At 70.4% G+C, this 24,519-nt stretch carries 26 protein-coding genes and 1 riboswitch; of the genes, 13 read left to right on the forward strand and 13 right to left on the reverse strand.

The features are described 5' to 3' along the window. The first annotated feature begins 94 nt into the window (after positions 1-94). Positions 95-1,474, forward strand: a complete 1,380-nt coding sequence (locus AW272_RS13580; protein WP_157518530.1) for an ankyrin repeat domain-containing protein — start codon at positions 95-97, stop codon at positions 1,472-1,474. 8 nt (positions 1,475-1,482) lie between these two features. Here the strand turns inward: AW272_RS13580 and AW272_RS13585 are convergent, their stop codons facing one another. Continuing rightward, positions 1,483-2,370, reverse strand: coding sequence for a maleylpyruvate isomerase N-terminal domain-containing protein (locus tag AW272_RS13585; RefSeq protein WP_066364267.1), 888 nt, complete (start codon positions 2,368-2,370; stop codon positions 1,483-1,485). Continuing rightward, complete coding sequence (locus AW272_RS13590) at positions 2,367-2,903, reverse strand: sigma-70 family RNA polymerase sigma factor (RefSeq protein ID WP_218010881.1); 537 nt, start codon at positions 2,901-2,903, stop codon at positions 2,367-2,369. The genes AW272_RS13585 and AW272_RS13590 overlap by 4 nt, the downstream gene beginning before the upstream one ends. 64 nt (positions 2,904-2,967) lie before the next feature. Here AW272_RS13590 and AW272_RS13595 point away from each other — a divergent pair, with 64 nt between their 5' ends. From AW272_RS13595 to AW272_RS13625, 7 genes are all read left to right on the forward strand, one after another. After that, positions 2,968-4,566: an isovaleryl-CoA dehydrogenase gene (locus AW272_RS13595; protein ID WP_083958321.1), complete on the forward strand. Its 1,599-nt coding sequence runs from the start codon at positions 2,968-2,970 to the stop codon at positions 4,564-4,566. Between the two features lie 88 nt (positions 4,567-4,654). After that, a riboswitch (guanidine-I (ykkC/yxkD leader) is annotated at positions 4,655-4,751 on the forward strand. Positions 4,752-4,802: 51 nt separating this feature from the next. Then, a complete protein-coding gene (locus AW272_RS13600; RefSeq protein WP_066364270.1) occupies positions 4,803-5,924 on the forward strand; it encodes an agmatinase family protein in 1,122 nt (373 codons plus the stop codon). Continuing rightward, positions 5,924-6,901 (forward strand): ABC transporter substrate-binding protein, encoded by a 978-nt coding sequence (locus AW272_RS13605; RefSeq protein ID WP_066364271.1) that lies wholly within the window; start codon positions 5,924-5,926, stop codon positions 6,899-6,901. The genes AW272_RS13600 and AW272_RS13605 overlap by 1 nt, the downstream gene beginning before the upstream one ends. Next, entirely contained in the window at positions 6,898-7,356 is a 459-nt protein-coding gene (locus tag AW272_RS13610; RefSeq protein ID WP_066364273.1) for a hypothetical protein, read from the forward strand. Before AW272_RS13605 ends, AW272_RS13610 begins: the two co-directional genes overlap by 4 nt. 106 nt (positions 7,357-7,462) lie before the next feature. Further along, the gene (locus AW272_RS13615) at positions 7,463-8,287 is read left to right on the forward strand and encodes an ABC transporter permease (RefSeq protein WP_218010882.1); all 825 of its coding nucleotides are present in this window, start codon (positions 7,463-7,465) and stop codon (positions 8,285-8,287) included. Further along, a complete protein-coding gene (locus AW272_RS13620; protein ID WP_066364277.1) occupies positions 8,284-9,054 on the forward strand; it encodes an ABC transporter ATP-binding protein in 771 nt (256 codons plus the stop codon). The genes AW272_RS13615 and AW272_RS13620 overlap by 4 nt, the downstream gene beginning before the upstream one ends. Before the next feature lie 47 nt (positions 9,055-9,101). Continuing rightward, on the forward strand, positions 9,102-9,530 hold the full coding sequence (locus AW272_RS13625; protein WP_066364279.1) for an OsmC family peroxiredoxin: 429 nt from the start codon (positions 9,102-9,104) through the stop codon (positions 9,528-9,530). A gap of 166 nt (positions 9,531-9,696) precedes the next feature. Here AW272_RS13625 and AW272_RS42025 read toward each other — a convergent pair whose 3' ends face one another. From AW272_RS42025 to AW272_RS13635, 3 genes are read right to left on the reverse strand one after another with little or no spacing between them, the layout of a single operon-like run. Further along, positions 9,697-9,852 carry a hypothetical protein gene (locus tag AW272_RS42025; protein WP_157518532.1) on the reverse strand — a complete coding sequence of 52 codons (156 nt, stop codon included), beginning with the start codon at positions 9,850-9,852 and terminating at the stop codon, positions 9,697-9,699. Between the two features lie 2 nt (positions 9,853-9,854). Then, positions 9,855-10,973, reverse strand: a complete 1,119-nt coding sequence (locus tag AW272_RS13630) for an ATP-dependent DNA ligase (protein WP_066364281.1) — start codon at positions 10,971-10,973, stop codon at positions 9,855-9,857. Next, positions 10,970-11,704: a pyrimidine reductase family protein gene (locus tag AW272_RS13635; RefSeq protein WP_066364283.1), complete on the reverse strand. Its 735-nt coding sequence runs from the start codon at positions 11,702-11,704 to the stop codon at positions 10,970-10,972. Before AW272_RS13635 ends, AW272_RS13630 begins: the two co-directional genes overlap by 4 nt. Before the next feature lie 129 nt (positions 11,705-11,833). Between AW272_RS13635 and AW272_RS13640 the strand changes: the two genes are divergently transcribed. Next, positions 11,834-12,238, forward strand: coding sequence for a hypothetical protein (locus tag AW272_RS13640; RefSeq protein WP_066364728.1), 405 nt, complete (start codon positions 11,834-11,836; stop codon positions 12,236-12,238). Here AW272_RS13640 and glgX read toward each other — a convergent pair. Together glgX and ligD are read right to left on the reverse strand one after the other, a co-directional pair. Then, on the reverse strand, positions 12,235-14,355 hold the full coding sequence (gene glgX / locus AW272_RS13645; protein WP_066364285.1) for a glycogen debranching protein GlgX: 2,121 nt from the start codon (positions 14,353-14,355) through the stop codon (positions 12,235-12,237). The two genes, AW272_RS13640 and glgX, sit on opposite strands and share 4 nt — an antisense overlap. A 227-nt stretch (positions 14,356-14,582) precedes the next feature. Continuing rightward, a complete protein-coding gene (ligD, locus tag AW272_RS13650) occupies positions 14,583-15,578 on the reverse strand; it encodes a non-homologous end-joining DNA ligase (protein WP_066364288.1) in 996 nt (331 codons plus the stop codon). Positions 15,579-15,662: 84 nt separating this feature from the next. Here ligD and msrB point away from each other — a divergent pair, with 84 nt between their 5' ends. After that, complete coding sequence (gene msrB / locus AW272_RS13655; RefSeq protein ID WP_066364289.1) at positions 15,663-16,073, forward strand: peptide-methionine (R)-S-oxide reductase MsrB; 411 nt, start codon at positions 15,663-15,665, stop codon at positions 16,071-16,073. Here the strand turns inward: msrB and AW272_RS13660 are convergent. From AW272_RS13660 to hemG, 3 genes are all read right to left on the reverse strand, one after another. Then, complete coding sequence (locus tag AW272_RS13660) at positions 16,048-16,527, reverse strand: hypothetical protein (RefSeq protein WP_157518533.1); 480 nt, start codon at positions 16,525-16,527, stop codon at positions 16,048-16,050. The genes msrB and AW272_RS13660 overlap by 26 nt on opposite strands. A gap of 123 nt (positions 16,528-16,650) precedes the next feature. Further along, a complete protein-coding gene (gene hemQ, locus AW272_RS13665) occupies positions 16,651-17,352 on the reverse strand; it encodes a hydrogen peroxide-dependent heme synthase (protein WP_066364291.1) in 702 nt (233 codons plus the stop codon). Then, positions 17,318-18,748, reverse strand: coding sequence for a protoporphyrinogen oxidase (hemG, locus tag AW272_RS13670; protein ID WP_066364292.1), 1,431 nt, complete (start codon positions 18,746-18,748; stop codon positions 17,318-17,320). The genes hemQ and hemG overlap by 35 nt, the downstream gene beginning before the upstream one ends. 77 nt (positions 18,749-18,825) lie before the next feature. Between hemG and AW272_RS13675 the strand changes: the two genes are divergently transcribed. Continuing rightward, positions 18,826-19,833 (forward strand): DUF4349 domain-containing protein, encoded by a 1,008-nt coding sequence (locus tag AW272_RS13675; protein ID WP_083958277.1) that lies wholly within the window; start codon positions 18,826-18,828, stop codon positions 19,831-19,833. On the opposite strand, the gene AW272_RS13680 is transcribed toward AW272_RS13675, so the two are convergent. The 3 genes from AW272_RS13680 to hemE form a co-directional block, all read right to left on the reverse strand. Then, entirely contained in the window at positions 19,816-20,577 is a 762-nt protein-coding gene (locus tag AW272_RS13680) for a hypothetical protein (protein ID WP_066364295.1), read from the reverse strand. The two genes, AW272_RS13675 and AW272_RS13680, sit on opposite strands and share 18 nt — an antisense overlap. Before the next feature lie 84 nt (positions 20,578-20,661). Next, positions 20,662-21,120 carry a GNAT family N-acetyltransferase gene (locus AW272_RS13685; RefSeq protein ID WP_066364296.1) on the reverse strand — a complete coding sequence of 153 codons (459 nt, stop codon included), beginning with the start codon at positions 21,118-21,120 and terminating at the stop codon, positions 20,662-20,664. Further along, complete coding sequence (hemE, locus tag AW272_RS13690) at positions 21,120-22,157, reverse strand: uroporphyrinogen decarboxylase (RefSeq protein ID WP_157518534.1); 1,038 nt, start codon at positions 22,155-22,157, stop codon at positions 21,120-21,122. Before hemE ends, AW272_RS13685 begins: the two co-directional genes overlap by 1 nt. 528 nt (positions 22,158-22,685) lie before the next feature. Here hemE and AW272_RS13695 point away from each other — a divergent pair. Next, positions 22,686-23,288, forward strand: a complete 603-nt coding sequence (locus AW272_RS13695) for a DUF3000 domain-containing protein (protein WP_066364730.1) — start codon at positions 22,686-22,688, stop codon at positions 23,286-23,288. Further along, positions 23,285-24,511 (forward strand): HRDC domain-containing protein, encoded by a 1,227-nt coding sequence (locus AW272_RS13700; protein WP_066364298.1) that lies wholly within the window; start codon positions 23,285-23,287, stop codon positions 24,509-24,511. Before AW272_RS13695 ends, AW272_RS13700 begins: the two co-directional genes overlap by 4 nt. Positions 24,512-24,519 lie beyond the last annotated feature (8 nt).

Here is a 24,519-nt window from a genome sequence, read left to right on the forward strand (position 1 = left end):
CGATTGAGCCGGGAAGCCACCGATTCGACCGGGGGACATCCCCCTCCCGGCAACCCGAATTCCGGACATATCACCATAAAGGTACCCTGGAGGGGTGACGATCAGTGAGCTGATGCTCGCCGTGGCGCACGACGACCTGGCCCGCGCCCGCGCCGCGCTGCGGCGCGAACCCGACCTCAACCACGGCCGGGGCACCCTCCCGCTCTACCGGGCGGCACAGCGGGGCAACGCGCCGATGGTCTCCCTGCTCCTGGAGCACGGGGCCGACCCGAACCAGGCCTCGCACGGCGAGGACGAGGGCCTGCCGCTCTGCGCGGCGGCGTCGTGGGACCACGAGGAGGCGCTCCGGGCCCTGCTCGAAGCCGGCGCCAACCCCGACCTGGCCGAATGCGAGGGCTGGACCCCCCTGATGTGGGCGGCGACCCTCGGCCACCTGGCCACGGCCGACCTCCTCCTCGACTTCGGCGCCGACCCCGACCTGTGCTCTCCCCTGGTCGCCGCCGCCAGGTTCGGGGCCTACGGAGTGGTCTGGACGCTGCTCGAACACGGCGCCACCCCCCTGCCCGAGGCCCTGGACGTCGCCCGCACCCTCGCCGCCGAAGACCTGGCCGAACTGTCCGACGGCCCCGGCGTCGTGGTGTCCCTGGCGGCTGACGGAACCACTCTGGCGTCGTCACCCTCCCCCGACGGCGACGAGGTCTCCCAGCGCGGCCACGCGGCCATCGCGACCCTCCTGGAGGACGCGCTCGGGGAGCGGCCCCCGGTGGAGGAGCTGATGCGCCGGGCGGTCCCCTACCGGGACGTGGACGAAGACGGCGAGACCTGGTGGGCCGCGGTCCACGCCATCCAGCGCCGGGCCGACGACGCGACCTTCTCCTCCGCCGTGGCCCTCATGGAGCGCGCCGACCCGATGGAGCGCGACTTCGGCGTGGACGTCCTGTCCCAGTTCGGCTTCACCGCCGGAACCCGCCCCTACCTCGACCGGACCCTGCCCGTGCTGCGCGACCTGGCCGAACGCGAGGACGATCCACGCGTGATCGACTCGATCCTGCGGGCGCTGGGCCAGCAGGGGGATCCCCGGGTGCTGCCCGACGTGCTGGCGCTGATCGAACGTCCCGGGCGGGTGCACACCGTGCGCGACCCCGTCGCCCTGTCGGCGGTGCTGCCCGGCGGGGACGTGGACGGGCTGGCGGCGTTGATCTCGCTGTCCCGGGACGCGTCGCCTGACGTGCGGGACTACGCGACGTTCGGGCTGGCGGCCCTGGACGAGGACAACAGCGACCTACGGTCGGCGCTCGTGGACCGCCTGACCGACGCGGACCTGACGACGGCGGCGGAGGCGACGCGGGGGCTGGCGATCCGGGGCGACGACCGGGCGGTGCAGGGGGTGCAGCGCGTGCTGTCGGAGAGCGACGACGTCTACGCCCGTGACCTGGTGCTGCAGGCGGCGGGGACGCTGGGGCTGGACCTGTAAGGCGAGATTCATGGGCCCGACAACGCGGGTGCCGCCGCGCGCAAATCCGCCGCCAGCGCCAGGTCGCCCTCCGCTTCCCACGTGCGGTCGGCACCCCGCCCGCCGAGCACGAAGCAGAACTCGACCGCGTCAGCCCGAATGGACAGGGCGACCTCCTGGCCCTCGTACACGGAACCGGGGTGGCCCAGGGTCAACGGGATGTGCCAGTCTCCGCCCCCGTCGCCGGTCAGGGTGAGCCTGATCGCCCGGTCGCCGAGATGCAGGCCGCTCAGCATCGCCGTCAGAGGGAGGAGGCGGGCGCAGAGGTCGGCCATCGCGTGGAGTTCGTCCGGCACCGGGTGCGGCAGGGTGAGGCCCTCGGACACGGCCGTGTCGTGGGTGTGGATCCACGTCTCCAGGGCGCGGCCGAGGATCTGGTCGCCGATGGGGAGGGGCAGGCCGCCGGGGGAGATCATCCGCGTGGGGTCGGCCGTGGACAGGGCGTGGCACAGGGTGTCGGCCTGGTCGCGCCACGACTGGCGGGTCTCCAGCAGGGAGCGGGAGCGTTCGTGGTGCTGCAGGTCACGCGTTCGGGCCATCGCCTCGTCCTCGGCGATCGGCGGGCCGTGGACGGGGGCCCCGACGGCCGCCGCGAGCAGGCCGTCTTTGGCCATCAGGTGGGTGAGGAGTTCCTGGAGGTTCCAGCCTTCGACGATGGGCACGTCCCAGGCCGTCGCCGAGGCGAAGACGGCGTCCAGGGCGGCGATCCGGCCCGCGTAGGGGCGGGCCCAGGAGACGCACGAAGCGGCGGGGCGCCGGCGACCGGCGGCGGTCGTGAGGAGGTGGGCGCGGCCGCCGGAGGGCGGGGCGATGGGGGCCTCGTCGAGGAGATCCAGGTACAGGCGGTCGAGGCTCACAGCGCCCCCTCGTTCAGCGTTTCCGCCAGCCGTCGCAGGGCCAGGCGGAGGCGGGATTTGGCCGTTCCCTCCGGTACGCCTATCTCGACCGCCACCTCGCGATAGGTCCGGCCGCCGTAGTAGGCGAGTTCGATCACCTGTCTGAGCCCGTCGGGTAAGCCTCGCACCGCCTCGCGCACGCGGACGATCTCGTCGGCCGCGACCACGCCTTCCTCCAGGTCGGCGGGGCGTTCGAAAAGGCGGGGTCCAAGGGCGCCGACCCGTCGGCGTTCCTCCGAGCGCACGTGGTCGACCGCGCGGCGGTGGGCGATGGTGGCCAGCCAGGTCCGCAGGCTGCCCCGGCCGGGGTCGAAGCCGAGCGGGCGTTCCCAGAAGGTCGCGAAGACCTCCTGGGTGATGTCCTCGGCCGCCGCCCGATCTCGGGTCACGCGCAGCGCCAGACCGTAGAGGAGGGCGGAGAAATGGTCGTACAGCTCCCCCAGCGCGAGTTCGTCGCCGCTCACGATCCGGCGGTGGAACAGGTGGTCGTCCACGTGCGTCCTCCCACTCGTCGGCCCGAGCATCGCATTATTCGCCGGAGATGGTCAGATGGATGACATGAGCCATGAAGTCATGAATCAGGTGCCGGCTCTGTCCGGTCACGACGTGGCGGCCGACCCGGCGCTGGCGGCGGCGCTGGCCCGGGAGGGGGCCGACTGGGCCGAGGGTGAGTTGCGGCAGCTCGGCTTGCTGGCCGGCACCGCCAGGGCGCAGGAGTGGGGGCGGCTGGCCAACGAGAACGAGCCGGTGCTCCGGACGCATGATCGCTACGGCCACCGGATCGACGAGGTGGAGTTCCACCCCGCCTGGCACGAGCTGATGACCGTGGCTGTCGAGAACGGGCTGCACGCCGCGCCCTGGGGGATGGCCCGGCCTGGCGCCCACGTCGCGAGGGCGGCCAAGTTCTACGTGTGGTCGCAGGTCGAGGCGGGGCACGGGTGCCCGATCTCGATGACCTACGCCGCGGTGGCCGCGCTGCGTCATGCCCCGGCGCTCGCGGGTGAGTGGGAGGCGGCGCTCGCATCCCGTACATATGACCCCGGACTGCGGCCCCTGGCCGACAAGCGCGGGGTGCTCGCGGGGATGGCCATGACCGAGAAGCAGGGCGGGAGCGACGTCCGGGCCAATGCGACGACCGCCGAGCCGCTCGGCGACGGAACCTATGCCCTGAACGGCCACAAGTGGTTCAACTCGGCGCCGATGTGTGACGTGTTCCTGGTGCTCGCGCAGGCGCCGGGCGGGCTCTCGTGCTTCCTGCTGCCCCGGGTGCTCCCGGACGGGACCCGCAACGCCATCAGGATCATGCGGCTCAAGGACAAGCTCGGCAACCGGTCGAACGCGTCGGCCGAGGTCGAGTACGACGACGCGGTCGCCTTCCTGGTCGGCGAGGAGGGGCGCGGGGTCCGGACGATCATCGAGATGGTCAACATGACCCGGCTCGACTGCGTGATCGGGTCGGCGGCGGGGATGCGGGCGGGGTTGATGCAGGCCGTCCACCACGCACGGCACCGCACCGCCTTCGGTCGGACGCTGATCGATCAGCCGCTCATGCGGAACGTGCTGGCCGACCTCGCGCTCGAGTCAGAGGCGGCCACGGTCCTGATGATGCGGCTGGCGGGGGCCACCGACCGGGCGCTCACGGGGCAGACGCAGGAGGGGCTGTTCCGGCGGGTGGCGCTGGCGGCCGGGAAGTACTGGGTCTGCAAGCGCGCCGCCGGGCACGCCGCCGAGGCGCTCGAATGCCTCGGCGGCAACGGCTACGTCGAAGAGTCCGGCATGCCGCGGCTGTTCCGCGAGTCGCCGTTGAACGGGATCTGGGAGGGTTCCGGGAACGTCGCCGCGCTCGACCTGATGCGGGCGCTCACCCGCGACCCGGAGGCGGCGGAGGCGTTCTTCGCCGAGGTCGAGCTCGCCACCGACCCGCGTGTCTCGGAAGCCGTCAGCCGGGTGCGCAAGACGCTCACCCACGCCACCGAGGCCGACGCGCGGCGGCTGGCGGAGGAGATGGCGCTGGTCCTCCAGGCGTCCCTGCTGATCAGGTTCGCCCCGGCGGCGGTGGCCGACGCGTTCTGCGCCTCGCGGCTGGGCGGCTCCGGGCGGGCGTACGGCGCGCTCGGACCGGGTCCCGACATCGACGCGATCCTGGCCCGCACGTGAGTCACCGGTTTTTGAGTCACCCAGGTGCTACGCCCCGGAAACACGGAGGAAACGGGTCGGCAGTGTCATGAAGACGACTCACGAAGGCGTGAGGCGCACCTAGGGTTCCGCTCGTCCGCGAGGCTGGTCCGAGAGGTGCAGGCGGCCGTCAGGCCGTTCCACGGCGGGAGAAAAGCCCGGGAGACAGTCATGACGGCTGCCTCTCGACCTGAGGCTTTTCCCGAAAAGGAGTGCCCGTGGGACACCTCCACAACAACTACGGACCCGAGGCCCGCTCGGCCGTGGAGCGCGAGGCCGCGCTGCCCACCACGATGCACGAACGCGAGATCGCCCGGGGTCTGGAGCTCGGTCTGCAGGGCGCCGACTCGATCGTCGACCGGTCGATCCCCACCTTCTCGCGCGGTGAGCTGCCGCACTTCGCCGGGATCAACACCTTCCTCAAGGCCCCGTACGTCGAGGACGTCCGCCTCTGCGGCGACTACGACGTGGCGGTGATCGGGGCGCCGTTCGACGGCGGGACCACGTACCGGTCGGGCACGAGGTTCGGCCCGCAGGGCATCCGCAAGATCAGCGCCCTCTACGGCCCCTACAGCTTCGAGCTCGGTGTCGACCTGCGGGAATCCATCACGATCTGCGACCTGGGCGACATCTTCACCATCCCGGGCAACATCGAGAAGACCTTCGACCAGATCTCCAAGGGCGTCTCGCACGTCTACGAGTCGGGGGCGTTCCCGGTCGTGCTGGGCGGGGACCACTCGATCGGCTACCCGACCGTCCGGGCGGTGGCCGAACACCATTCGGGGAACGTCGGGATCATCCACTTCGACCGCCACGTCGACACCCAGGAGACCGACCTCGACGAGCGGATGCACACCACCCCCTGGTTCCACGCCACGGATCTGCCGAATGTGCCGCCGAAGAATCTCGTACAGATCGGCATCGGCGGCTGGCAGGCCCCGAGACCGGGAGTGAAGGTCGGCCGCGAGCGCGGCACCACCATCATGACCGTCACCGACTGCGTCGAGATGGGCATCGAGGCCGCCGCCGAGCGGGCCCTCGAGGTCGCCTGGGACGGCGCCGAGGCCGTGTGGCTCTCCTTCGACGTCGACTGCCTGGACGCCGCGTTCGTGCCCGGCACCGGCTGGCCCGAGCCGGGCGGGTTCCTGCCGCGCGAGGTGCTGAAGTTCATCCAGCTCATCGCCGGCGCCCGGCCGCTGGCCGGCATCGAGGTGGTCGAGTGTTCGCCGCCCTACGACAACGCCGACATCACCTCCCTCATCGCCACCCGCGTGATCTGCGACACCCTCGGGTGCCTGGTCCGCGCGGGTCACCTCCCCAAGAAGAAGGGAGCGGCGTGATGTTCCGTCGCTTGCTCGTGGCCGCCGTCCTGTTCGCCGGTACGGCCTGCGGAAGCACCCCGGCCGAACCCGCGGCACCATCCGAAGCCGCGCCGATCACTCTCGGCTTCAGCGCCTGGCCGGGCTGGTTCCCGTGGCAGGTCGCCGAGGAGCAGGGCCTGTTCGAGAAGAACGGGGTGAAGGTGGAGCTGAAGTACTTCGACAGCTACACCGACTCCCTGAACGCCCTCGCGACCGGGACCATCGACGCCAACAGCCAGACCCTGAACGACACGCTGGCCTCGGTGGCGGGCGGGGCGCAGCAGAGCATCGTCCTGGTCAACGACAACTCGACCGGCAACGACCAGATCATCGCCGGACCGGACATCAAGACCACGGCCGACCTCCGCGGTAAGACGGTCGCGGCCGAGCAGGGGACCGTCGACCACTACCTGCTGCTCCTGGCCCTGGAGAAGGCCGGCCTGACCGAGGCCGACGTGAAGTTCACCCCGATGCTGACCGACGCCGCGGCGGCGGCCTTCGTGGCGGGGCAGGTGGACGCGGTCGGCGCGTTCGCCCCCTTCACCTCGACGGCGCTGGAACGGGAGGGCAGCACGGCCATCGCGACCTCGGCCGACTTCCCCGGTGCGATCCCCGACCACCTGGTGGTGACCCGGGACCTGGTGTCGAAGAACGAGAAGGCGGTCCAGGGCCTGGTCGACACGTGGTTCGACACGATCGAGTGGATCGGCGCGAACCGGGCGGCGGCCGTGGAGATCATGGCCAAGCGCGGCGGCGTCACGGCTGAGGAATACGAGACCTACGACAAGGGCACCTCGATCTTCACCCTCGACCAGAACCGGGCCGCCTTCAACGGTGAACTCGGCAAGCAGGCCGAACTGATATCCAAGTTCCTCGTCTCAACCAAACTCGTGGACGCCGCCCCACCACTGGACGGCCTCTTCGTGTCCAAGTTCGTGGAGGCCGTCCAGCCATGACCCTCGCCAACCACCACCGCGTCCGCGTGACCTCGTCGGGAACCCCCAGCCGCACCGCCAACTCCAGGCGCACCCAGGGCATGGACTCTCCTGACGGAACGCCCCCGGCCGAAGCAGTGGGCCGGGTCTGCGGCACCACTCCCACCGGTGGGAACGCCTCAGCCGAATCGACCGATCGCAACCGCGGCACCACCCGTAGCCGGGGCGCCGCCACCACCTCGGGCGAGCCGGCCGAACGTACCCGCGCCACCGCATCCATGCTCGCGGGCGAGGACCGGAGTCGGATCACCGTACTGACCGACGTTCCGGCCGTCGTCCACGAGTTCGCGGAGGCTCTTCCCACCGGCCCGGTGGCCAACTCGGGACGGCAGGTGGTCGTGGCGGTCGCCGACGGGACCTGGCAGGTCGGAGCGGCCGGGGACGGCCCGTCTTCAGCGCCTCACCGAGGTGACTGATGGCCGGCGCGGCGACGCACCTAGGCGGCCACCCATCACGTAACCCGAAATTTCATGACATCGAAGATGTCGTGAGCCCGGCACCACCTGCCGGAGGTGAGTCGTGGTGAGCGTGGAGTCGCCGCCCGTGGAGAAGGCCGGTTCGCCGGCCCCACGGGTGAAGCTCCTGAAGACCGAGGTGTCGCGCCGGACCGCCTGGATCCTGCGGATCGCCTCGATCGCCGGGCCCTTCGCCGGATGGTGGCTGCTCAGCGTCTCCGGGCTGGTCGTCGACCGGTTCCTGCCCGCGCCGCCCGAGGTGTGGGCGGCGTTCACGGAGATGGTCGCCAACGGCGATCTCCAAAGCGATCTGCTGTCCAGCTTGGGCAGGATCGGCGCGGGGCTCGGGCTGGCGATCCTGATCTCCGTCCCGCTGGGGTTCCTCATGGGGACCGTCGGCTGGGCGCAGCCGCTGTTCGAGCCGATCATCGGGATCCTGCGCTACCTGCCGGCCTCGGCGTTCATCCCGTTGCTGATCATCTGGCTGGGCATCGGGGAGACGTCGAAGATCGCGCTGCTGGTGATCGGGGTGGTGTTCTTCAACACGCTCATGACCGCCGACGTGGTCAGGCAGGTCCCGCGTCGGCTGCTCGACGTCTCGGCCACGCTCGGGGCCGGGCGGGCGCGCGTCGCCGCGCGGGTCGTTTTCCCCTACTCCCTTCCCGGCATCCTGGACGCCCTGCGGGTCAACGCCGCCGTGGCCTGGAACCTCGTCGTCGTGGCCGAGTTGATCGCGGCGACCTCCGGCCTCGGCTACCGGATCACCCGGGCCCAGCGGTTCCTCCAGACCGACCGGATCTTCGCCATCCTCATCGTGATCGGCCTCATCGGCCTGACCATCGACATCACCCTCAGAATCCTGAGGGCGCGCGTCGGCAGGTGGTCGGTGTGAGCCTGCGCTTCGAAAACGTGTCGATGGCCTACCAGGCCGGCAGTCCGGTCCTGGAGGAGATCGATCTGGACATCCCGGCGGGCGAGTTCGTCACCGTCGTCGGGGCCAGCGGGTCGGGGAAGTCGACCCTGCTGTCGCTGGTCGCGGGGCTCATCCGGGCCACCGAGGGCCGGATCACCCTCGACGGCCAGGAGATCATCGGCCCGGGGCCCGACCGGGGGATGGCCTTCCAGTCGCCCTCGCTCTACCCCTGGCGGACGGTCGCCCAGAACGTCGCGTTCGGCCTGGAGACGCGTGGCTTCTCCCGCCAGGCCCGTAAAGAGCGCGTCGAGTGGTTGCTGGAGGAGGTCGGGCTGACCGAGCACGCGGGCAAGCTTCCCGGGAGCCTGTCCGGCGGCCAGCAGCAGCGGGTCTCGATCGCCAGGGCGCTCGCCCGCTCCCCCAAGGTCCTGCTGCTCGACGAGCCGTTCGGCGCGCTCGACGTCCAGACGAAAGAGGACATGCAGCTGTTCATCCGCCAGGTCTGGCAGGACCTCGGCACCACGGTCGTCATGGTCACCCACGACGTCGAGGAGGCCGTGTTCCTCGGGCGGCGGGTGCTGGTGCTGGCCAGCGACCCCGGCCGGGTGGCCCGTGACCTGCGGGTCGAGCTGTCGGGCACCGGCCTCGAGGTGAAACGAACCGCCGAATTCCTCACGCTACGGGCCCAGGTCGAGGATCTGGTGCGCCGCGAACACCGTGCCCACCTGGCAGCCGCGCGAGCCTGAGGCGTTATGTTCGTCGGTGGCATCACCGTTATCGAAGGGATATCGCTATGGCGACCACTCGTACCGCGACGACCCAGTGGAAGGGCGCGCTCCTCGACGGCTCCGGCACCGTGTCGCTGGACACGTCCGGCGTCGGCACGTTCGACGTCTCCTGGCCGTCGCGCGCCGAGGCGGCCAACGGCAAGACCAGCCCCGAGGAGCTCATCGCGGCTGCCCACTCGTCCTGCTTCTCGATGGCGCTGTCGCACGGCCTCGCCCAGGCGGGCACCCCGCCGCAGTCGGTCGAGACCAAGGCCGACGTGACCTTCCAGCCCGGCGAGGGCATCACCGGCATCGTCCTGTCGGTCAAGGCCCAGGTCGACGGCCTCACCGCCGAAGAGTTCCAGACCGCCGCGGAGACCGCCAAGGCCAACTGCCCGGTCAGCAAGGCCCTCACCGGCACCACGATCACCCTGAACGCCGAGCTCCTCAGCTAGGACGTCCAGCAGGAACGGCCCCCGTCCAGAAGGCGGGGGCCGTTTCCATGTACTTTCCGTTACGGCTCCGCCCACCCTGGCCCCGCCCGCCGCTCCCGCACCGCGCCGTATCCGGCGCCGGCCACCCGCTCCCGCCCCACCTCGCGACGACAGACCTCCGGCGGCTTCAGGCCCAGAACCGGAAACGCATGATCTGGCCCGCCACCTTGTGGCAGTTGCCTTCCCAGACGCCGGGATCGCCGCCATCGGCGCTCACACCGGTGAGGCCGTAGATGGAGTCGAGGGGGACGACGTCGGATAACGCGGCGATCAGTTCCGGCATCTCTACCTGGCCAGGATGTCGTCGAGGTTGTAGGCCACCGGCACTTCGAGCTGCTCAAACGTGCACGACTCGGGGGTGCGGTCGGTGCGCCAGCGGCGGAACTGGGCCGTGTGCCGGAACCGCACGCCCTCCATGTGGTCGTAGGCCACCTCGATCACCAGCTCGGGCCGCAGCGGGATGAACGACAGGTCCTTCTTGGCGTTCCACCGGGAGATCGCGCCGGGCAGCCGCTGCCCCTCGGGACCGCCGCCGACCCCGGCTCCGGCCCAGGCCGCCCACTCGCCCCACGGATGCTCGGCCGGATCGGTCACCTTGTAGGGCTCCAGTTCGGCCACCAGCTCCTCGCGCCGCTTCATCGGGAACGACGCCGACACCCCGACGTGGTGCAGCTTCCCGTCGTCGCCGTAGAGCCCGAGCAGGAGCGACCCCACGATCGGCCCCGACTTGTGCTCGCGGTATCCGGCCACCACGACGTCGCAGGTCCGTTCGTGCTTCACCTTGAACATGACGCGTTTGTCCTGTTCATAGGCGATCCCGCCCGGCTTGACGATGATCCCGTCGAGCCCGGCCCCCTCGAACATCTCGAACCACTCGACCGCCTGCTCCTGGTTCGTGGTGATCGGCGTCAACCGCACCGAGTCGCCGGCCTTGGCCGTCGCCTCGACGAGCAACCGGCGCCGCTCCGAGAACGGCCGGTCCATCAGGTTCTCGTCGTCGAGAGCGAGCAGATCGAACGCGATGAACGACGCGGGCGTCGCCTCGGACAGCAGCTTCACCCGCGAGGCGGCGGGGTGGATGCGCTGCTGGAGGGCCTCGAAGTCGAGCACCGGCCCGCGCATCACCACGATCTCGCCGTCGAGCACGCACCGCTCCGGCAGCTCGCGCTTGATCGCCTCGATGACCTCGGGGAAGTAGCGGGTGAACGGGCGTTCGTTGCGACTGCCCAGGAACACCTCGTCGCCGTCGCGGAAGACGACGCAGCGGAAGCCGTCCCATTTGGGTTCGTAGAACAGGGAGCCGTTCTGCTCCGGCATCTTCTTGACCGCCTTGGCCAGCATCGGCGAGACGGGCGGCCGCACCGGCAGGCCGGGCACGGGCGAATCGGGTGCGGGCTGGGTCATGGCCCCTCCTGAGTGGCTTCACGGATGTAGCGGCAGAACAGCGAGCCCTCCTCCTCCAGCACCCCGGCCAGCGTGAACGAGGTGTGGGAGGCGGTGCCGTTGAGCACCCGGGCGGCGTCGCCGCCGATCATCAGGGGGGAGACGGTCAGGCACAGCTCGTCGACCAGGGCGGCCGCCGCGAGCTGGGCGTTGAGGCGCGGGCCGCCCTCGCACAGGATGCGCCCGAGGCCCTCGGCGCGGAGCCGGGCGACCGCTTCGGCCAGGTCGACGCGCTGCTCCCCGGCCACGATCACGTCGGCCCAGCGGGCCGCCTCGGCCCTGCGGTCGGCCGGGGCCGACTCGGTGGTGATCACGATCGTGCGGGACTCGGGGGCGCACTCGGTGAACAGGGCGCCGCCGAGGTCGAGGTCGAGCTTGCGGGTGATCACGGCCACCGGCGGGGCGGCGGAGCGCCCCTCGCGCAGGGGCCGCCAGGCGTCACGGGGCTTCGAGGGGCCGTAGCCCTCGATCCGAACGGTCGCGCCGCCCGCCACCACGACGTCGGCGAGACCGCGCAGAGTCATGAAGACCCGCCGATCACCTGGTGAGGACAGCCCCCTGGACAGGCCCTTCAGCCAGGCTCCGCCGTCGGCGCTGGCCACCATGTTGAGGCGCAGCCACTCGGCCTGAGGGTAGGCGTAGACCGACGAGAGGTCGGGATCGTCGGCCGGCTCGGGATGTATCTGGCGCACGACCCCACACTTTCACAGCCCTCCGACAAGCAGGGAGAGCGTCCCAAGGAGTAACGGTTTGATGTCAAGCGGTCGCCGATTGTCAGGTTCGGTGTTGGATCGAACCAGATGTGGTCGGAGGGGGTTTTCGTGCCGCTTGTCGTGTTGATCGTGTGGTTGCTCGCCGCGTCGGTCGGTGTCTATCTGCTTTACCTGTGGTTACGTGGTGGGGGGCTGCGTCAGCAGGCCACCAAGGTGACCAGTTTCCCGGTGGCGTTGATCTTCAGCCATCCGCTGTTGGCGGTGACCGGACTGGGTTTGTGGGTGGCCTTTATGGTCACCAGAGTCAGCGCCTACGCCTGGGGCTCGTTCGGCGCCCTGTGCCTGGTGGCTTTTCTGGGCTTCGTGATGTTCACCCGCTGGCTCGGCGGCGGGCGCCACGCGCGAGGGGCCGAGAAGCGGTTCCCGCTGCTGGCGGTGGGCCTCCATGGGCTGGCCGGGGTGAGCACGTTCGTGCTGGTGCTGCTGACGGCGGCGGAGCTGACGACCCGTTAGCGGCGGACCGCCCGCAACACCCGGAACGAGCGGGCCTGCACCTCGACGTCGGCGCCCGTGTGACGGACGTCGGCCGGCGACTGCCCGGCGCCGGCCGCTTCCGTGGCGGTGTCGAACAGGGACTTCCAGCTGATCGCGAAGTCGCGCCCGGGAAGGGTGAACGTGATGTCCTCGTGGTGGGCGTTGATCAGCAGCAGGAACGAGTCGTCGGTGATGCGTTCGCCGCGCTGGCCCGGTTCGCTGATGGCGTCGCCGTTGACGAAAACGGCCACGGCCTTGGAGTAGCCGGCGTGCCAGTCGGAGTCGTCCATCTCCTTGCCTGCGGGGGTGAGCCAGACGATGTCGCGGACTCCGTCGGACTGCTCGCGGCCGGAGAAGAAGCGGCGGCGGCGGAAGACCGGGTGGTCGTGCCGGAAGGCGGAGATCTCCCGGACGAACGTGAGCAGCTCCGATTCCGACTCGGCGAGCGACCAGTCGATCCAGGAGACCTCGTTGTCCTGGCAGTAGGCGTTGTTGTTGCCGCCCTGGGTGCGGCCGAACTCGTCGCCGGCGGTCAGCATCGGCACGCCCTGCGACAGGAACAGGGTGGCCAGGAAGTTGCGCCGCTGGCGGTGCCGCAGGGCCTTGATCGCGAGGTCGTCGGTGGGACCCTCGACGCCGCAGTTCCAGGAGCGGTTGTCGTCGGAGCCGTCGCGGTTGCCCTCGAGGTTGTCGTCGTTGTGCTTGCGGTCGTAGGAGACCATGTCGTCGAGGGTGAAGCCGTCGTGGGCGGTCACGAAGTTGATGCTGGCGATGGGGCGGCGACCGCCGGTGGCGTACAGATCGGAGGAACCCGTGAGCCGGGAGGCGAAATCGGGGAGCGCGGCGGAGGAGCCGCGCCAGAAGTCGCGGACCGTGTCGCGGTATTTGCCGTTCCACTCGGTCCAGAGCGGCGGGAAGTTGCCGACCTGGTAGCCGCCGGGGCCGACGTCCCACGGCTCGGCGATCAGCTTGACCTGGGAGATCACCGGGTCTTGCTGGATGAGGTCGAAGAAGGACGACAGGCGGTCGACGTCGTGGAGCTCGCGGGCCAGCGCGGCGGCCAGGTCGAAGCGGAAGCCGTCGACGTGCATCTCCAGCACCCAGTAACGCAGCGAGTCCATGATCAGCTGGAGCGCGTGGGGGCTGCGCACGTTGAGCGAGTTGCCGCAGCCGGTGTAGTCGAGGTGGTAGCGGCGGTCGGCGTCCTGGAGCCGGTAGTAGGAGTTGTTGTCGATGCCGCGGAAGCCCAGCGTGGGCCCCATGTGGTCGCCCTCGGCGGTGTGGTTGTAGACCACGTCGAGGATGACCTCGATGCCCGCCTCGTGGAGCGACTTGACCATCGCCTTGAACTCCAGCACCTGCTCCCCGCACTGCCCCGACGAGGAGTAGGCGTTGTGGGGGGCCAGGTAGGCCATCGTGTTGTAGCCCCAGTAGTTGGTCAGCCCGCGGGCGACCAGGAAGTGTTCCGGGACGTACTGGTGGATCGGCAGCAGCTCGACCGCGGTGACGCCGATCGACTTCAGGTGCTCGACGACGGCCGGGTGGGCCAGCCCCGCGTAGGTGCCCCGCTGGTCTTCCGGCACGGCCGGATGAAGCTTGGTCAGCCCCTTCACATGGGCCTCGTAAATCACCGTCTGGTGATAGGGGATGCGCGGAGCGCGATCGTTTCCCCAGTCGAAGAACGGCGATACGACGATGTTCTTCGGCATGTAAGGCGCCGAATCACCGAGATTCAGCCGCCGGGGATCGGCGAAGTCGTAGGAGAAAAGCGACTCATTCCATTTGACCTCGCCCTCGATCGCCTTGGCATAGGGGTCGAGGAGGAGTTTCGAAGGGTTGCACCGGTGTCCCTGGCGGGGGCTGTGGGGGCCGTGGACCCGATAGCCGTAGCGCTGGCCGGGGGTGACGCCGGGCAGGAAGCCGTGCCAGACGAAGCCGTCCATCTCGGGGAGGTCGACGCGGGTCTCGTTGCCCGCCTCGTCGAAAAGACACAGCTCGACCCGCTCGGCCACTTCGCTGAACATCGAGAAATTGGTGCCGACACCGTCCCAGGTGGCACCAAGGGGGTAAGACTCTCCAGGCCAGACGTCGCGCATGCAGGTCCTATTCTCGCGTCCGGGATTTTCCCTACCCGTTCATTCGATTTAACACAGGTGGGAGCCCTACCCAACAGGAGCCGGAAGAGCCACATGAATGGATCAGTGGGCGGAGTAGCAGGTCTCTCAGGGCCCCCATGACGCCGTCAGGATGAATGCCGCGACTGTGACCGGCAAGATTACACTGCGCCCGAACGGCGCTACTCGGGGGGACGACCCCCCGAAACCTACTCGGGACGGGCCTTGGACGGCTGCACGCGCTTGGGCTCCCCCGGCATCTTGGGATAGTTGGGCGGATAGGGCATGTCGCCCCGGCCGTCCTTCTCGTACACCTCAAGAAGCCCCGTCAGATCACACGCCACCTCGTCGATGCCCTCGTGGGGGTCGCCGATCTTCGCGAACCGGGCCGGCATGGTGCGCATCGTGAAGTCGGCGGGGTCGCACGACTCCAGCTCCTCCCAGGTCACCGGGGCCGAGACCTGCCCGTCGGGCCGGGCCCGCACCGAGTAGGCCGACACGACGGTCCGGTCGAGGGCGTTCTGGTTGAAGTCGATGAAGACGCGCTCGCCGCGCTCCTCCTTCCACCAGGCGGTGGTCGCGAGGTCGGGGACGCGCTTCTCCACCTCGCGGGCGAACCCGATGCCGGCGTATCTGACCTCGGTGAACGTCCACTGCGGCTGGAGCCGGACGGTGATGTGGATGCCCCGGTTCCCGGACGTCTTCGGGAACCCCGTCAGCCCGAGATCGGCGAGCACCTCACGGGCCGCGAAGGCCACCTTGCGGGCTTCCTCGAAGCCGGTGCCGGGCTGCGGGTCGATGTCGATGCGCAGCTCGTCGGGGTGGTGCAGGTCGGGCACCCGGGCCGCCCACGGGTGGAAGTCGATCGTGCCGAGGTTGGCGCACCAGGCGATGCCGGCCACCTCGGTCGGGCGGAACGCGTCGGCGGTGCGGCCGGACGGGAAGTGCACCTCGGCGGTCTCCAGCCAGTCGGGGTGCTTGGGCATCCGCTTCTGGTAGATCGCGTCGGTCTGCACCCCGTCGGGATGCCTCTTGATGTACGTCGGCCGATCGCGCACGGCGCGCAGGATGCCGTCGCCGACACTGAGGTAGTACTCCACGAGCTCGCGCTTGGTCGCGCCGATGCCCGGGAAGTAGATCTTGTCGGGGTTGGTGACCTTGACGGTCCGTCCCCCGGCCTCGATTTCGATGAATGGCGAAGGCATGTTCGAACCCTACCCACCGGGAAGGTTCCACCCTCCTGTTGAGTTGACCTAGGTGAAAACCCGTCCACAGAAGGCTGGTGGCTGATGAACAAGGTCATGAAGACGGACGCCGAGTGGCGAGTCCAGCTCAACCCCGAGGAATATCGGGTCCTGCGCCAGGCCGGCACCGAGCGGCCCTTCACCGGTGAGTACGTCGACACCAAGACCGAGGGCGTCTACTCGTGTCGCGCCTGCGGCGCCGAGCTGTTCACCTCGGACAGCAAGTTCGAGTCGCACTGCGGCTGGCCCTCGTTCTACGAGCCCAGCGCGGCCGACCACGTGACCCTCATCGAGGATCGCAGCCTCGGCATGGCGCGCGTCGAGGTGCGCTGCGCGGCCTGTGACTCGCACCTGGGACACGTCTTCCACGGTGAGGGTTACCCGACCCCCACTGACGACCGCTACTGCATCAACTCCGTATCGCTCAAGCTCAGGACTTCGGCTTCGGATAAGTAACCCGGCAGTCGTCGTCCTTCGGGCCGAGCACATTGGCCAGCACCGGGTTGCCGTTGCCCCCGGTGCGGGCCTGCACGAACACCACCCGCTTCTTCACCCCGAGCTCGGCCAGATACTGCATGCCCCGCTCGCAGAGCCGGATCGCGGTCGGGGAGTTATCGGAAGACTCCCCTAAGTCGGTGTAGATGCGCAGGTAGGTGCCGGTGGTGCGGATGTCGGTGATCCGCTTGTGGGTCGCGTCGTCCCACCGTTCGTCGAAGTAGGCGAGCGCGTCCTTGTCGGAGTATTTCGACTCCTTGCGCTCGGCCTCCTTCTCTTCCTTCTCCGCCTCCGCCGGTGCCGCCGCCGCCGGAGCGGTCGCGGCCTTCGCCGGCGCGGGCTCCTCGATCGACGCGACGCGCACGGGCGCCTGCTCCCCGCGCGACGCGAGGAGGGGCACCACGACGGCCGTCACTCCGAGCCCCAGGCACGAGACACCGACGACCACCTCTGTGGCCCGAGATCGTGACCTGCGGCGTTTCCCCGTGGATCGTGCCATATTCATCATTTGCCCACGAGTATGCCAAGAACGGGCGACTTACGGCAGCGCGTTGACGAGTTCGGTCACGGGCTTGCGGGAACCGGTGTAGAAGGGGATCTCGATGCGCGTGTGCTCCCTGGCCTTGGCGCCGCGCAGGTGGCGCATGAGGTCGACGATGCGGTGCAGTTCGTCGGCCTCGAAGGCGAGCATCCACTCGAAGTCGTTCAGCGCGAAGCAGGCCACCGTGTTGGCGCGCACGTCGGGGTAGTCGCGGGCCATCCGGCCGTGCTCGGCCAGCATCGCCCGGCGCTCGCCGTCTTCCATCAGGTACCACTCCAGCGACCGCACGAACGGGTAGACGCTCACGAAGCCGCGCGGCTCCTCCTCGGCCAGGAAGGCCGGGATGTGCGACTTGTTGAACTCGGCCGGGCGGTGCAGCGCCATCGCCGACCAGACCGGCTCGCTGGCCCGCCCGAGCGCGGTGCGGCGGAACCGGGCGTAGACCTCCTGGAGGTCCTCCGCGGTCGGGGCGTGCCACCAGAACATGTAGTCGGCGTCGGCGCGGAACCCGGCCACGTCGTAGGCGCCGCGGGTGACCACGTCTTTCTGCGCGTACTGGTCGAGGAGTTCCTGCACCTCGTCGGCCACGGCGTCGCGTTCGGCCGGGAGGCCCTCGCGCAGCCGGAAGACCGACCACATGGTGTAGCGGATCACATTGTTGAGGTCACGTGCCTTGGGCCGCGTGGTGCCGTCCGTCATGCCGCCATTCTGCCCGGGGATCCAGGTGGTCGAGAATCCGGGCGGCCGCCGCGCGGGCCGTCGCCGCCGTCGCCGGGATGCCCAGACCGTCGTACGCCGCCCCGCAAACCGCCAGCCCCGGAACCGCGGCCACCGCCGCGCGGATGCGGGCGACGCGGTCGTTGTGGCCGACGTCGTACTGCGGGAGGGCGCCGCCCCAGCGGGTGACCCGGGTGTCGGCCGGGAGACCGCGTACCCCCATGATCTCGGTCATCTCGTTCATGGCCAGGGTGGTCAGCTCGGTGTCGTCACGCTGGAGGAGGCGCTCCTCGCCGATGCGGCCGACCGAGCAGCGGACGAAGACGTAGCCGTGGTGGCTCAGGTGGGGCCACTTGACGCTGGAGAAGGTGACGGCCTTGACCGCGCGGCCCTCGACGGGCGGGGTGAGGTAGCCGCTGCCGCCGGGGAGCTTCGGGAAGGCGTCGATCGGATAGGCCAGCGTGACGATGGCCATGCTGGCGTAGTCGATCCGGGCCAGCTCGGCGGCGGCCTTGGGCACCTCCCTCTCCAGGAGGCGGGCCGCCGGGGTCGCCGGGACGGCCACCACGACCGCGTCGGCGTCCATGACGTGCTCGTCGCGGGTGGGGCCGGTGATCAGTTGCCAGCCGGTGGGCGTACGGGACAGTTCCCGCACCATCACCCCGGTGCGGACCTGCGCGCCGGACGCGGCGGCCAGCGCGGGCGGGAGGCTCCCGAGACCGCCTTTCAACGACGTGAAGACGTGGCCCGCGTTCGCGGGCGCGGCGCCCGCGATGTCGCGGGCGGCCCGCAGCAGCGACGCCTCGGAACGCGCGGCGGCGGCCACCGCCGGCATGGTCGCCTCCAGCGAGAGCCGGTCGGCGTAACCGGCGTAGACGCCGCCGAGCAGCGGCTCGACCAGCCGGTCGACCACCTCGTCGCCCATCCGCGCCCGGACGTAGGAGCCCACCGAGACGTCGGTCGTCACCAGCGTCGCCGGCAGGACCTGGTCGAGCGGCACCCGGGCCAGCCCGGCCGGAGACAGCACCCCCGAGCGGGCCAGCGCCACCAGGTCGGACGGCACGCCCATGACCTGCCGCTTCGGCATCGGCCGTAGCTCGCCCCGGGAGAGGATGCTCGCGCCGGTCGTGCCGGGATCGACCAGATCGCCGCCGAGCCCGGCCAGCCTGGCCAGTTCGATGCCCTCGGGGCGGCGGGCCAGCATCGACTCGGCGCCCGCGTCGACCGGCACCCCCGCCACGTCGGTGGCGACGAGCTTGCCGCCGATCCGCCCCGCGCCGTCGAGCACGGTCACCCGGACGCGGTCGTTCCTCAGGTGCCAGGCGGCGGCCAGACCGGCGATGCCGCCCCCCACGACGACGACGTGAAATCGCTCCATGAGGATCACCCTAAGGCCGTGACTGCATCGTGACGCGGAGCCCCAAACCGGTGACGCTCGGGGAACGTCAATGGTGCATGAGCACATTGCGTTCACGCGCGATACTGCCGCTTGTCGTCGCGGCATTCTTCCTGACGGCGTGTGGAGCGAGCGACGGCGAGTCGGCGAGCGGCGTGTCCGCGGACGCCCCGGCTCCCGCGGCCGCTGGCGGCTCTTCTGAGTTCGCCCAGCCGATGAACCCCGACGCCAAAAGCGTGCCCGCCGACGGCGACACCCAGGCGACCGAGGCCGGCGAGGACCAGAAGGCGCCCGCGTCCGAGGCGAAAGTCGCGGTCGCCCCCGCCGACCGGGCGATCATCTACACGGCCGAGATGACCGTGCGGGCCAAGGACGTGGGCGCCGCCCTCGACCAGGCCAAGCGCATGGTCACCGAGTCCGGCGGCTACGTCGCGGAGGAGCGCTCCAACTCCTCCTCGTCCCGCCAGGAGTCCACGATCACGTTCAAGATCCCGCCGGCCCAATACCCGGGCACGATCAGCCGCCTGGGCAAGGAACTCGGCACCACCGAGCAGCTGCACCAGGGCACCCAGGACGTCACCGGCGAGGTCGCCGACGTCGAGGCCCGGGTGAAGTCGGCCGAGGCGGCGGTGGCGCAGTTCCGCACGCTGCTGACCAAGGCCGAGAAGATCGGCGAGATCATGGACATCGAGCGGGAGATCCAGGCCCGCACCTCCGACCTGGAGGCCCTCCAGGCCCGGCAGAAGTCCCTGGCCGAGCAGACCGGCATGGCCACCGTGACGATCACCCTCGTCGGCCCGTCGGCTCCCCCGGTCCAGCCGCAGGAGGAGGAGACGGGCTTCCTGGCCGGCCTGAAGGCGGGCTGGAAGGGCCTGGTCAACTTCGCCGAGGCGCTGTCGACGATCGTGGGCGCGCTGCTGCCGTGGCTGGTCGTGATCGCCGTCTTCCTCGTGATCGCGCTGCCGTTCTGGCGGCGGATGCGGCGGCGTCAGGAGGCGGTGCCGGCGGCTCCCCTCGCGGAGCGGGTCCCCGAGAAGCGGGATGAGGCGCTAGTCGAAAAGGAATGACCTCCAGTGCGGTGGTCCGGCGTCGCGGGATCCGTACCAGCCCTGCTGGTTGCGGAGCCGGGCGTCGGACCACAGCAGCACCCAGGAGGCGTGGCTGGGCATGAGGTGCCGGTCACGGGGGTTGTAGACGACGAACTCGCGGGTCCCGAAGGCGTCGAAGAAGAACCTCGGGAGTTCGAACGAGATGTTGTACGAGTCGCCGCCCTTCGCGTAGCGATACTGCCCGACGCCCCGGACACCCGGGTGGTAGTCGGGCCAGACGGCGTTGAGGGCGTCGGGGTAGCCGCCGAGGTCGGCCCGGCTGCGCTCGACGGCGGCGATCATCTCGCCCGCGTTCGCGATGGCGGTGTCGCGGGCGTAGGCGGTCAGCGGCCGGTTGAGCGCGGCCTGCCCCGCCAGCGCGACGAGCGGCAGCACCACGAAGTAGACGGGCGAGGGCCGCCGGGCCAGCACCACGACCCAGAGCGCGAGCGACACCAGGCCCAGGATCAGCCCGAACTCGGCCGCGGCGGCCGCCGAGACCGCCAGAGCGGTGATCGTCAGGGTGACCGTCTGGGCGACTCTCCAGAACCGGTTGCGCGGCCAGATCAGCAGCGGCACCGAGGTGAGGAAGGCCAGAAGGCCCACTCCCCCGAAGATCTGCGCCAGCGTCGACAGGGGCATCGCCAGCGGGTCGTAGCCGCCCGGGAGATAGGGCGAGGCGATCAGCAGAAGGAGCGACGCCGAGAGCAGGGCCAACCGCATGGGGGTCACGGTAACGGTCGATCGGGAGAAATCGCGCAGATCCGGTGAGAGTCCCGGGGAACGGAAACCGGCGCGGGAAGCTCGTCAGTTCAGCGTTCTCGTCATGAAGACGCTCAGCGGGTCGGGCTTGTATCCGGCGAACGGTTCGCAGTAGGTGAAGCCGAATTTCTCGTACAGGGACCTCGCCGGTGCGAAGAAATCGGCCGCACCGGTCTCCAGGCTCAGCCGGGTGAAGCCCCTGCGGGCCGACTCGGTGATGATGTGGGTCAGCACCAGCGACGCGACCCCGCCACGCTTGCGCGCGGCGGCGGTCCGCATCGACTTCACTTCCGCGTGTACGGCGTCGAGCGCCTTGATCGCGCCGCAGCCGACGATCGCCCCGGCGTCGTGGACGGACCAGAAGGTCACCTCGGGGCGGCGCAGGCCGTCGAGGTCGAGGGCGTGTTTGCTCTCGGGCGGCGTGATCGCCCGCATCTCCCTGACGTGGTCCTCCAGGAAGGCCGCGATCTCCGGCCCCGAGAGGTCGTCGACCACGATCCGCATCAGCGCGCGCTGATCTCGTGGACGTAGTCGGTCAGCCGCGCGAGCTGGTTCGGGTCGGTCGACGGCAGCACGCCGTGGCCGAGGTTGAACACGTGGCCCTCGGCCGCCCTGCCCGCCTCGACGACCGCGCGGGCCCGCTCCCGGACGACCTCCCACGGCGCCAGCAGGATCGCCGGGTCGAGGTTGCCCTGCAGCGCCTTCCCCGCGCCGACGCGGCGCGCCGCCTCGTCGAGCGGCACCCGCCAGTCGACCCCGACGACGTCGGCCCCGGCCTCGCCCATGACGTGGAGCAGCTCGCCGGTGCCCACCCCGAAGTGGACGCGCGGGACGCCGAGCTCTTCGAGCCCGGCGAAGATCCTGCTCGTGTACGGCAGCACGAACTCGCGGTAGTCACGAGGGGCCACCGCCCCGACCCACGAGTCGAACAGCTGCAGCGCGGAGGCGCCCGCGTCGGCCTGGACCTTGAGCCAGGCCAGCGTGATGGTGGTCAGCCGGTCCATGAGGGCGTGCCAGAGGCCGGGGGCGCCGTACATCATCGACTTCGTGTGGTCGTGGTTCTTCGACGGCCCGCCCTCGATGAGGTAGGACGCGAGGGTGAACGGCGCGCCGGCGAACCCGATCAGCGGGGTCGGGCCGAGCTCCTTGGTCAGCTCGGTGACCGCCTCGGTGATGTAGGGCACGTCGCCCGGCTCCAGCGGGCGCAGCCGCTCGATCGCGGCGGCGTCGCGGATCGGCTCGGCGACCACGGGGCCCACGCCGGGCTTGATGTCGAGGTCGATCCCGATCGCCTTGAGCGGCACCACGATGTCGCTGAAGAAGATGGCCGCGTCGACGCCGTAGCGGCGGACCGGCTGCATCGTGATCTCCACGACCAGGTCGGGGGTCGCGCACGCGGTGAGCATCTCGGTGCCCGCGCGGACCTTGCGGTATTCGGGCAGCGAGCGGCCGGCCTGACGCATGAACCAGACGGGCGTGTGGGGCACTGCCTGGCGGCGGCAGGCCAGCAGGAACGGCGACTCGGCCAGCTGGGGATTCACCGAACCAGAGTCCCACGAGGATGGGCCGGTCCGTGCCACGACCCCGGGTACAGAGCCGCCCAATGATCGGTATCGTTGGGCCCTCGCGACACCCCGGTCAAACGCCTCGCGAGCGCCGCTCTAGGCAAAGTGTTCGCCAAATGGTGCTCCGGCATCGATTCCAATACCACTTTCGAGACACGCCGAGCGCGATGCGGGGTTTTGTCGGCGCGACGTGCCACCGTCGGACGCACCGGTTCCGATGAAAGGGCGATGACTTCGATGTGGAGTTCCCCCGAACACCGCACTGAGCGCTGTGCCTCCTGCGACACCGAGCGCGAGTTCACGCAGCCGCCCTGCCAGGAGGGTCACGAGGTGTGCCCCGAGTGGTCGTGTGTTCACTGCGGGAGCGCCCTGTTCTTCTCCGAGGCGGGTTCATCATGCGAGCCGCGTCTCGTTCCTGCGATGGCGGCGGCTTGATCACCACAGATGACCGCGACGACCACCCCCCTGCTCCGTCTCGTCCCGCGACCCGCCTGCGCGCCCGTCATGACCATCGGTGACCGCCCGGGGCCGCCCGAGGCGTTCACCCGTGCCCTGGCGACGCTGCGGCCCGTGACCGTACGCCCCGAGATCGAGCTGGAGGACATCCCGGCTCCCCAGCGGCTGGCCCCCTATTCGGGCGCCGTGGGCGCGTCGGTCTACCGCGACGACGACGAGCTGGCCATGGGCCGGCTCATCATGCTGTTCGACCCCGACGGCCAGCGCGGCTGGGAGGGTCCGTTCCGGCTGGTCGCCTACGTCCGCGCCGACATGGAGCCGGAGATCACCTCCGACCCCCTGCTGGGCCCGGTGGCGTGGAGCTGGCTGACCGACGCGCTGGAGACCCACGGCGCGGGCTTCGCCGCCGCGGGAGGTACGGTTACCAGAGCGGTGTCGGAGGGTTTCGGCAACAAGGACAACGATCCCGTCACGACCGAGCTGGAACTGCGCGCGTCATGGTCGCCGCTCGACGAGGATCTTTCCGCGCACGTCGCCGCCTGGTGCGACCTGATGTGCATCGCCGCCGGGATACCCCCCCTGCCGCCAGATGTCACGGCCCTGCGGCCGAGACGCCCCGATGAAGAGACAGACCGGAAGACCAGTACGTGACCGATGAGACAGCCGTTCAGCCTCTGCTGGAACCTCGCGAAGGGATTCCGCCCGTCATAGCGGAGGCCGCCGACCTCACGGCGGCCGTGGCCGCTTTCGCGGACGGGACCGGCCCGGTGGCCGTTGACGCCGAGAGGGCGTCCGGCTACCGCTACAGCGGCCGGGCCTACCTCGTGCAGCTGCGGCGCACGGGTAGTGGGAGCGCGCTCATCGACCCGATCGCCTGCCCAGACCTTTCCGGCCTCGACGCCGCGCTGGCCGGCGCCGAGGTCGTGCTCCACGCCGCCACGCAGGACCTGCCGTGCCTGGCCGAGATCGGGTTCCGCCCGACACGACTGTTCGACACCGAGCTGGCCGGCCGGCTGCTCGGTTACGAACGTGTCGGCCTCGGGACCATGGTCGAGGTCGTTCTGGGCTTCGGCCTGGTGAAGGGCCACTCGGCCGCCGACTGGTCGACCCGCCCGCTGCCCGAAGACTGGCTCCGCTACGCCGCCCTCGACGTCGAGGTCCTGATCGAGCTCCGCGACGCCCTCCACGCCGAGCTGACCGAGACCGGCAAGCTCGACTGGGCGATGGAGGAGTTCTCCGCGATCCTCAACGCGCCGACCCCGCCGCCCCGCACCGACCCGTGGCGCCGCACCAGCGGCATCCACCGCGTCCGCGCCCTGCGCGGCCTGGGCGTGGTGCGCGAGCTGTGGAACCTGCGCGACTCCCTGGCCCGTGAGACCGACCTGGCCCCGGGCCGGGTGCTCCCCGACTCGGCGATCGTCCAGGCGGCCCTCGACCAGCCCCGCACGACCAAGTCGCTGACGGAGATCGCTCCCTTCACCGGGCGCAGCGCCCGCCGCCACCTGCGCGACTGGCTGGCCGCGATCACCCGCGGGCGCACGATGCCCGAGACCGAACTCCCCCAGCCTCTCGGCCCCGGCGACGGCCCGCCTCCGGCGAACCGCTGGGCCGACCGGGATCCGGCCGCCGCCAAGCGCCTGGCCGCCGCACGGGCGGTCGTCGCGGCACTGGCCGACGAGCACCGGATGCCGACCGAGAACCTCCTGCAGCCCGACGCGGTGCGTCGGCTGACCTGGGAGCCGCCGGAGGAGCTCGACGAGGAGACGCTGGCCGAACGACTGCGGGCGCTGGGCGCGCGCGAGTGGCAGATCGGCCTGGCGGCCCATCCGATGTCCCGCGCGCTCCAGCGGCTGGAGATCAAGGGCGAGATCTAGGACGCCAC

The organism is Herbidospora mongoliensis, from assembly GCF_001570545.1.
GTDB classification, from domain to species: domain Bacteria; phylum Actinomycetota; class Actinomycetes; order Streptosporangiales; family Streptosporangiaceae; genus Herbidospora; species Herbidospora mongoliensis.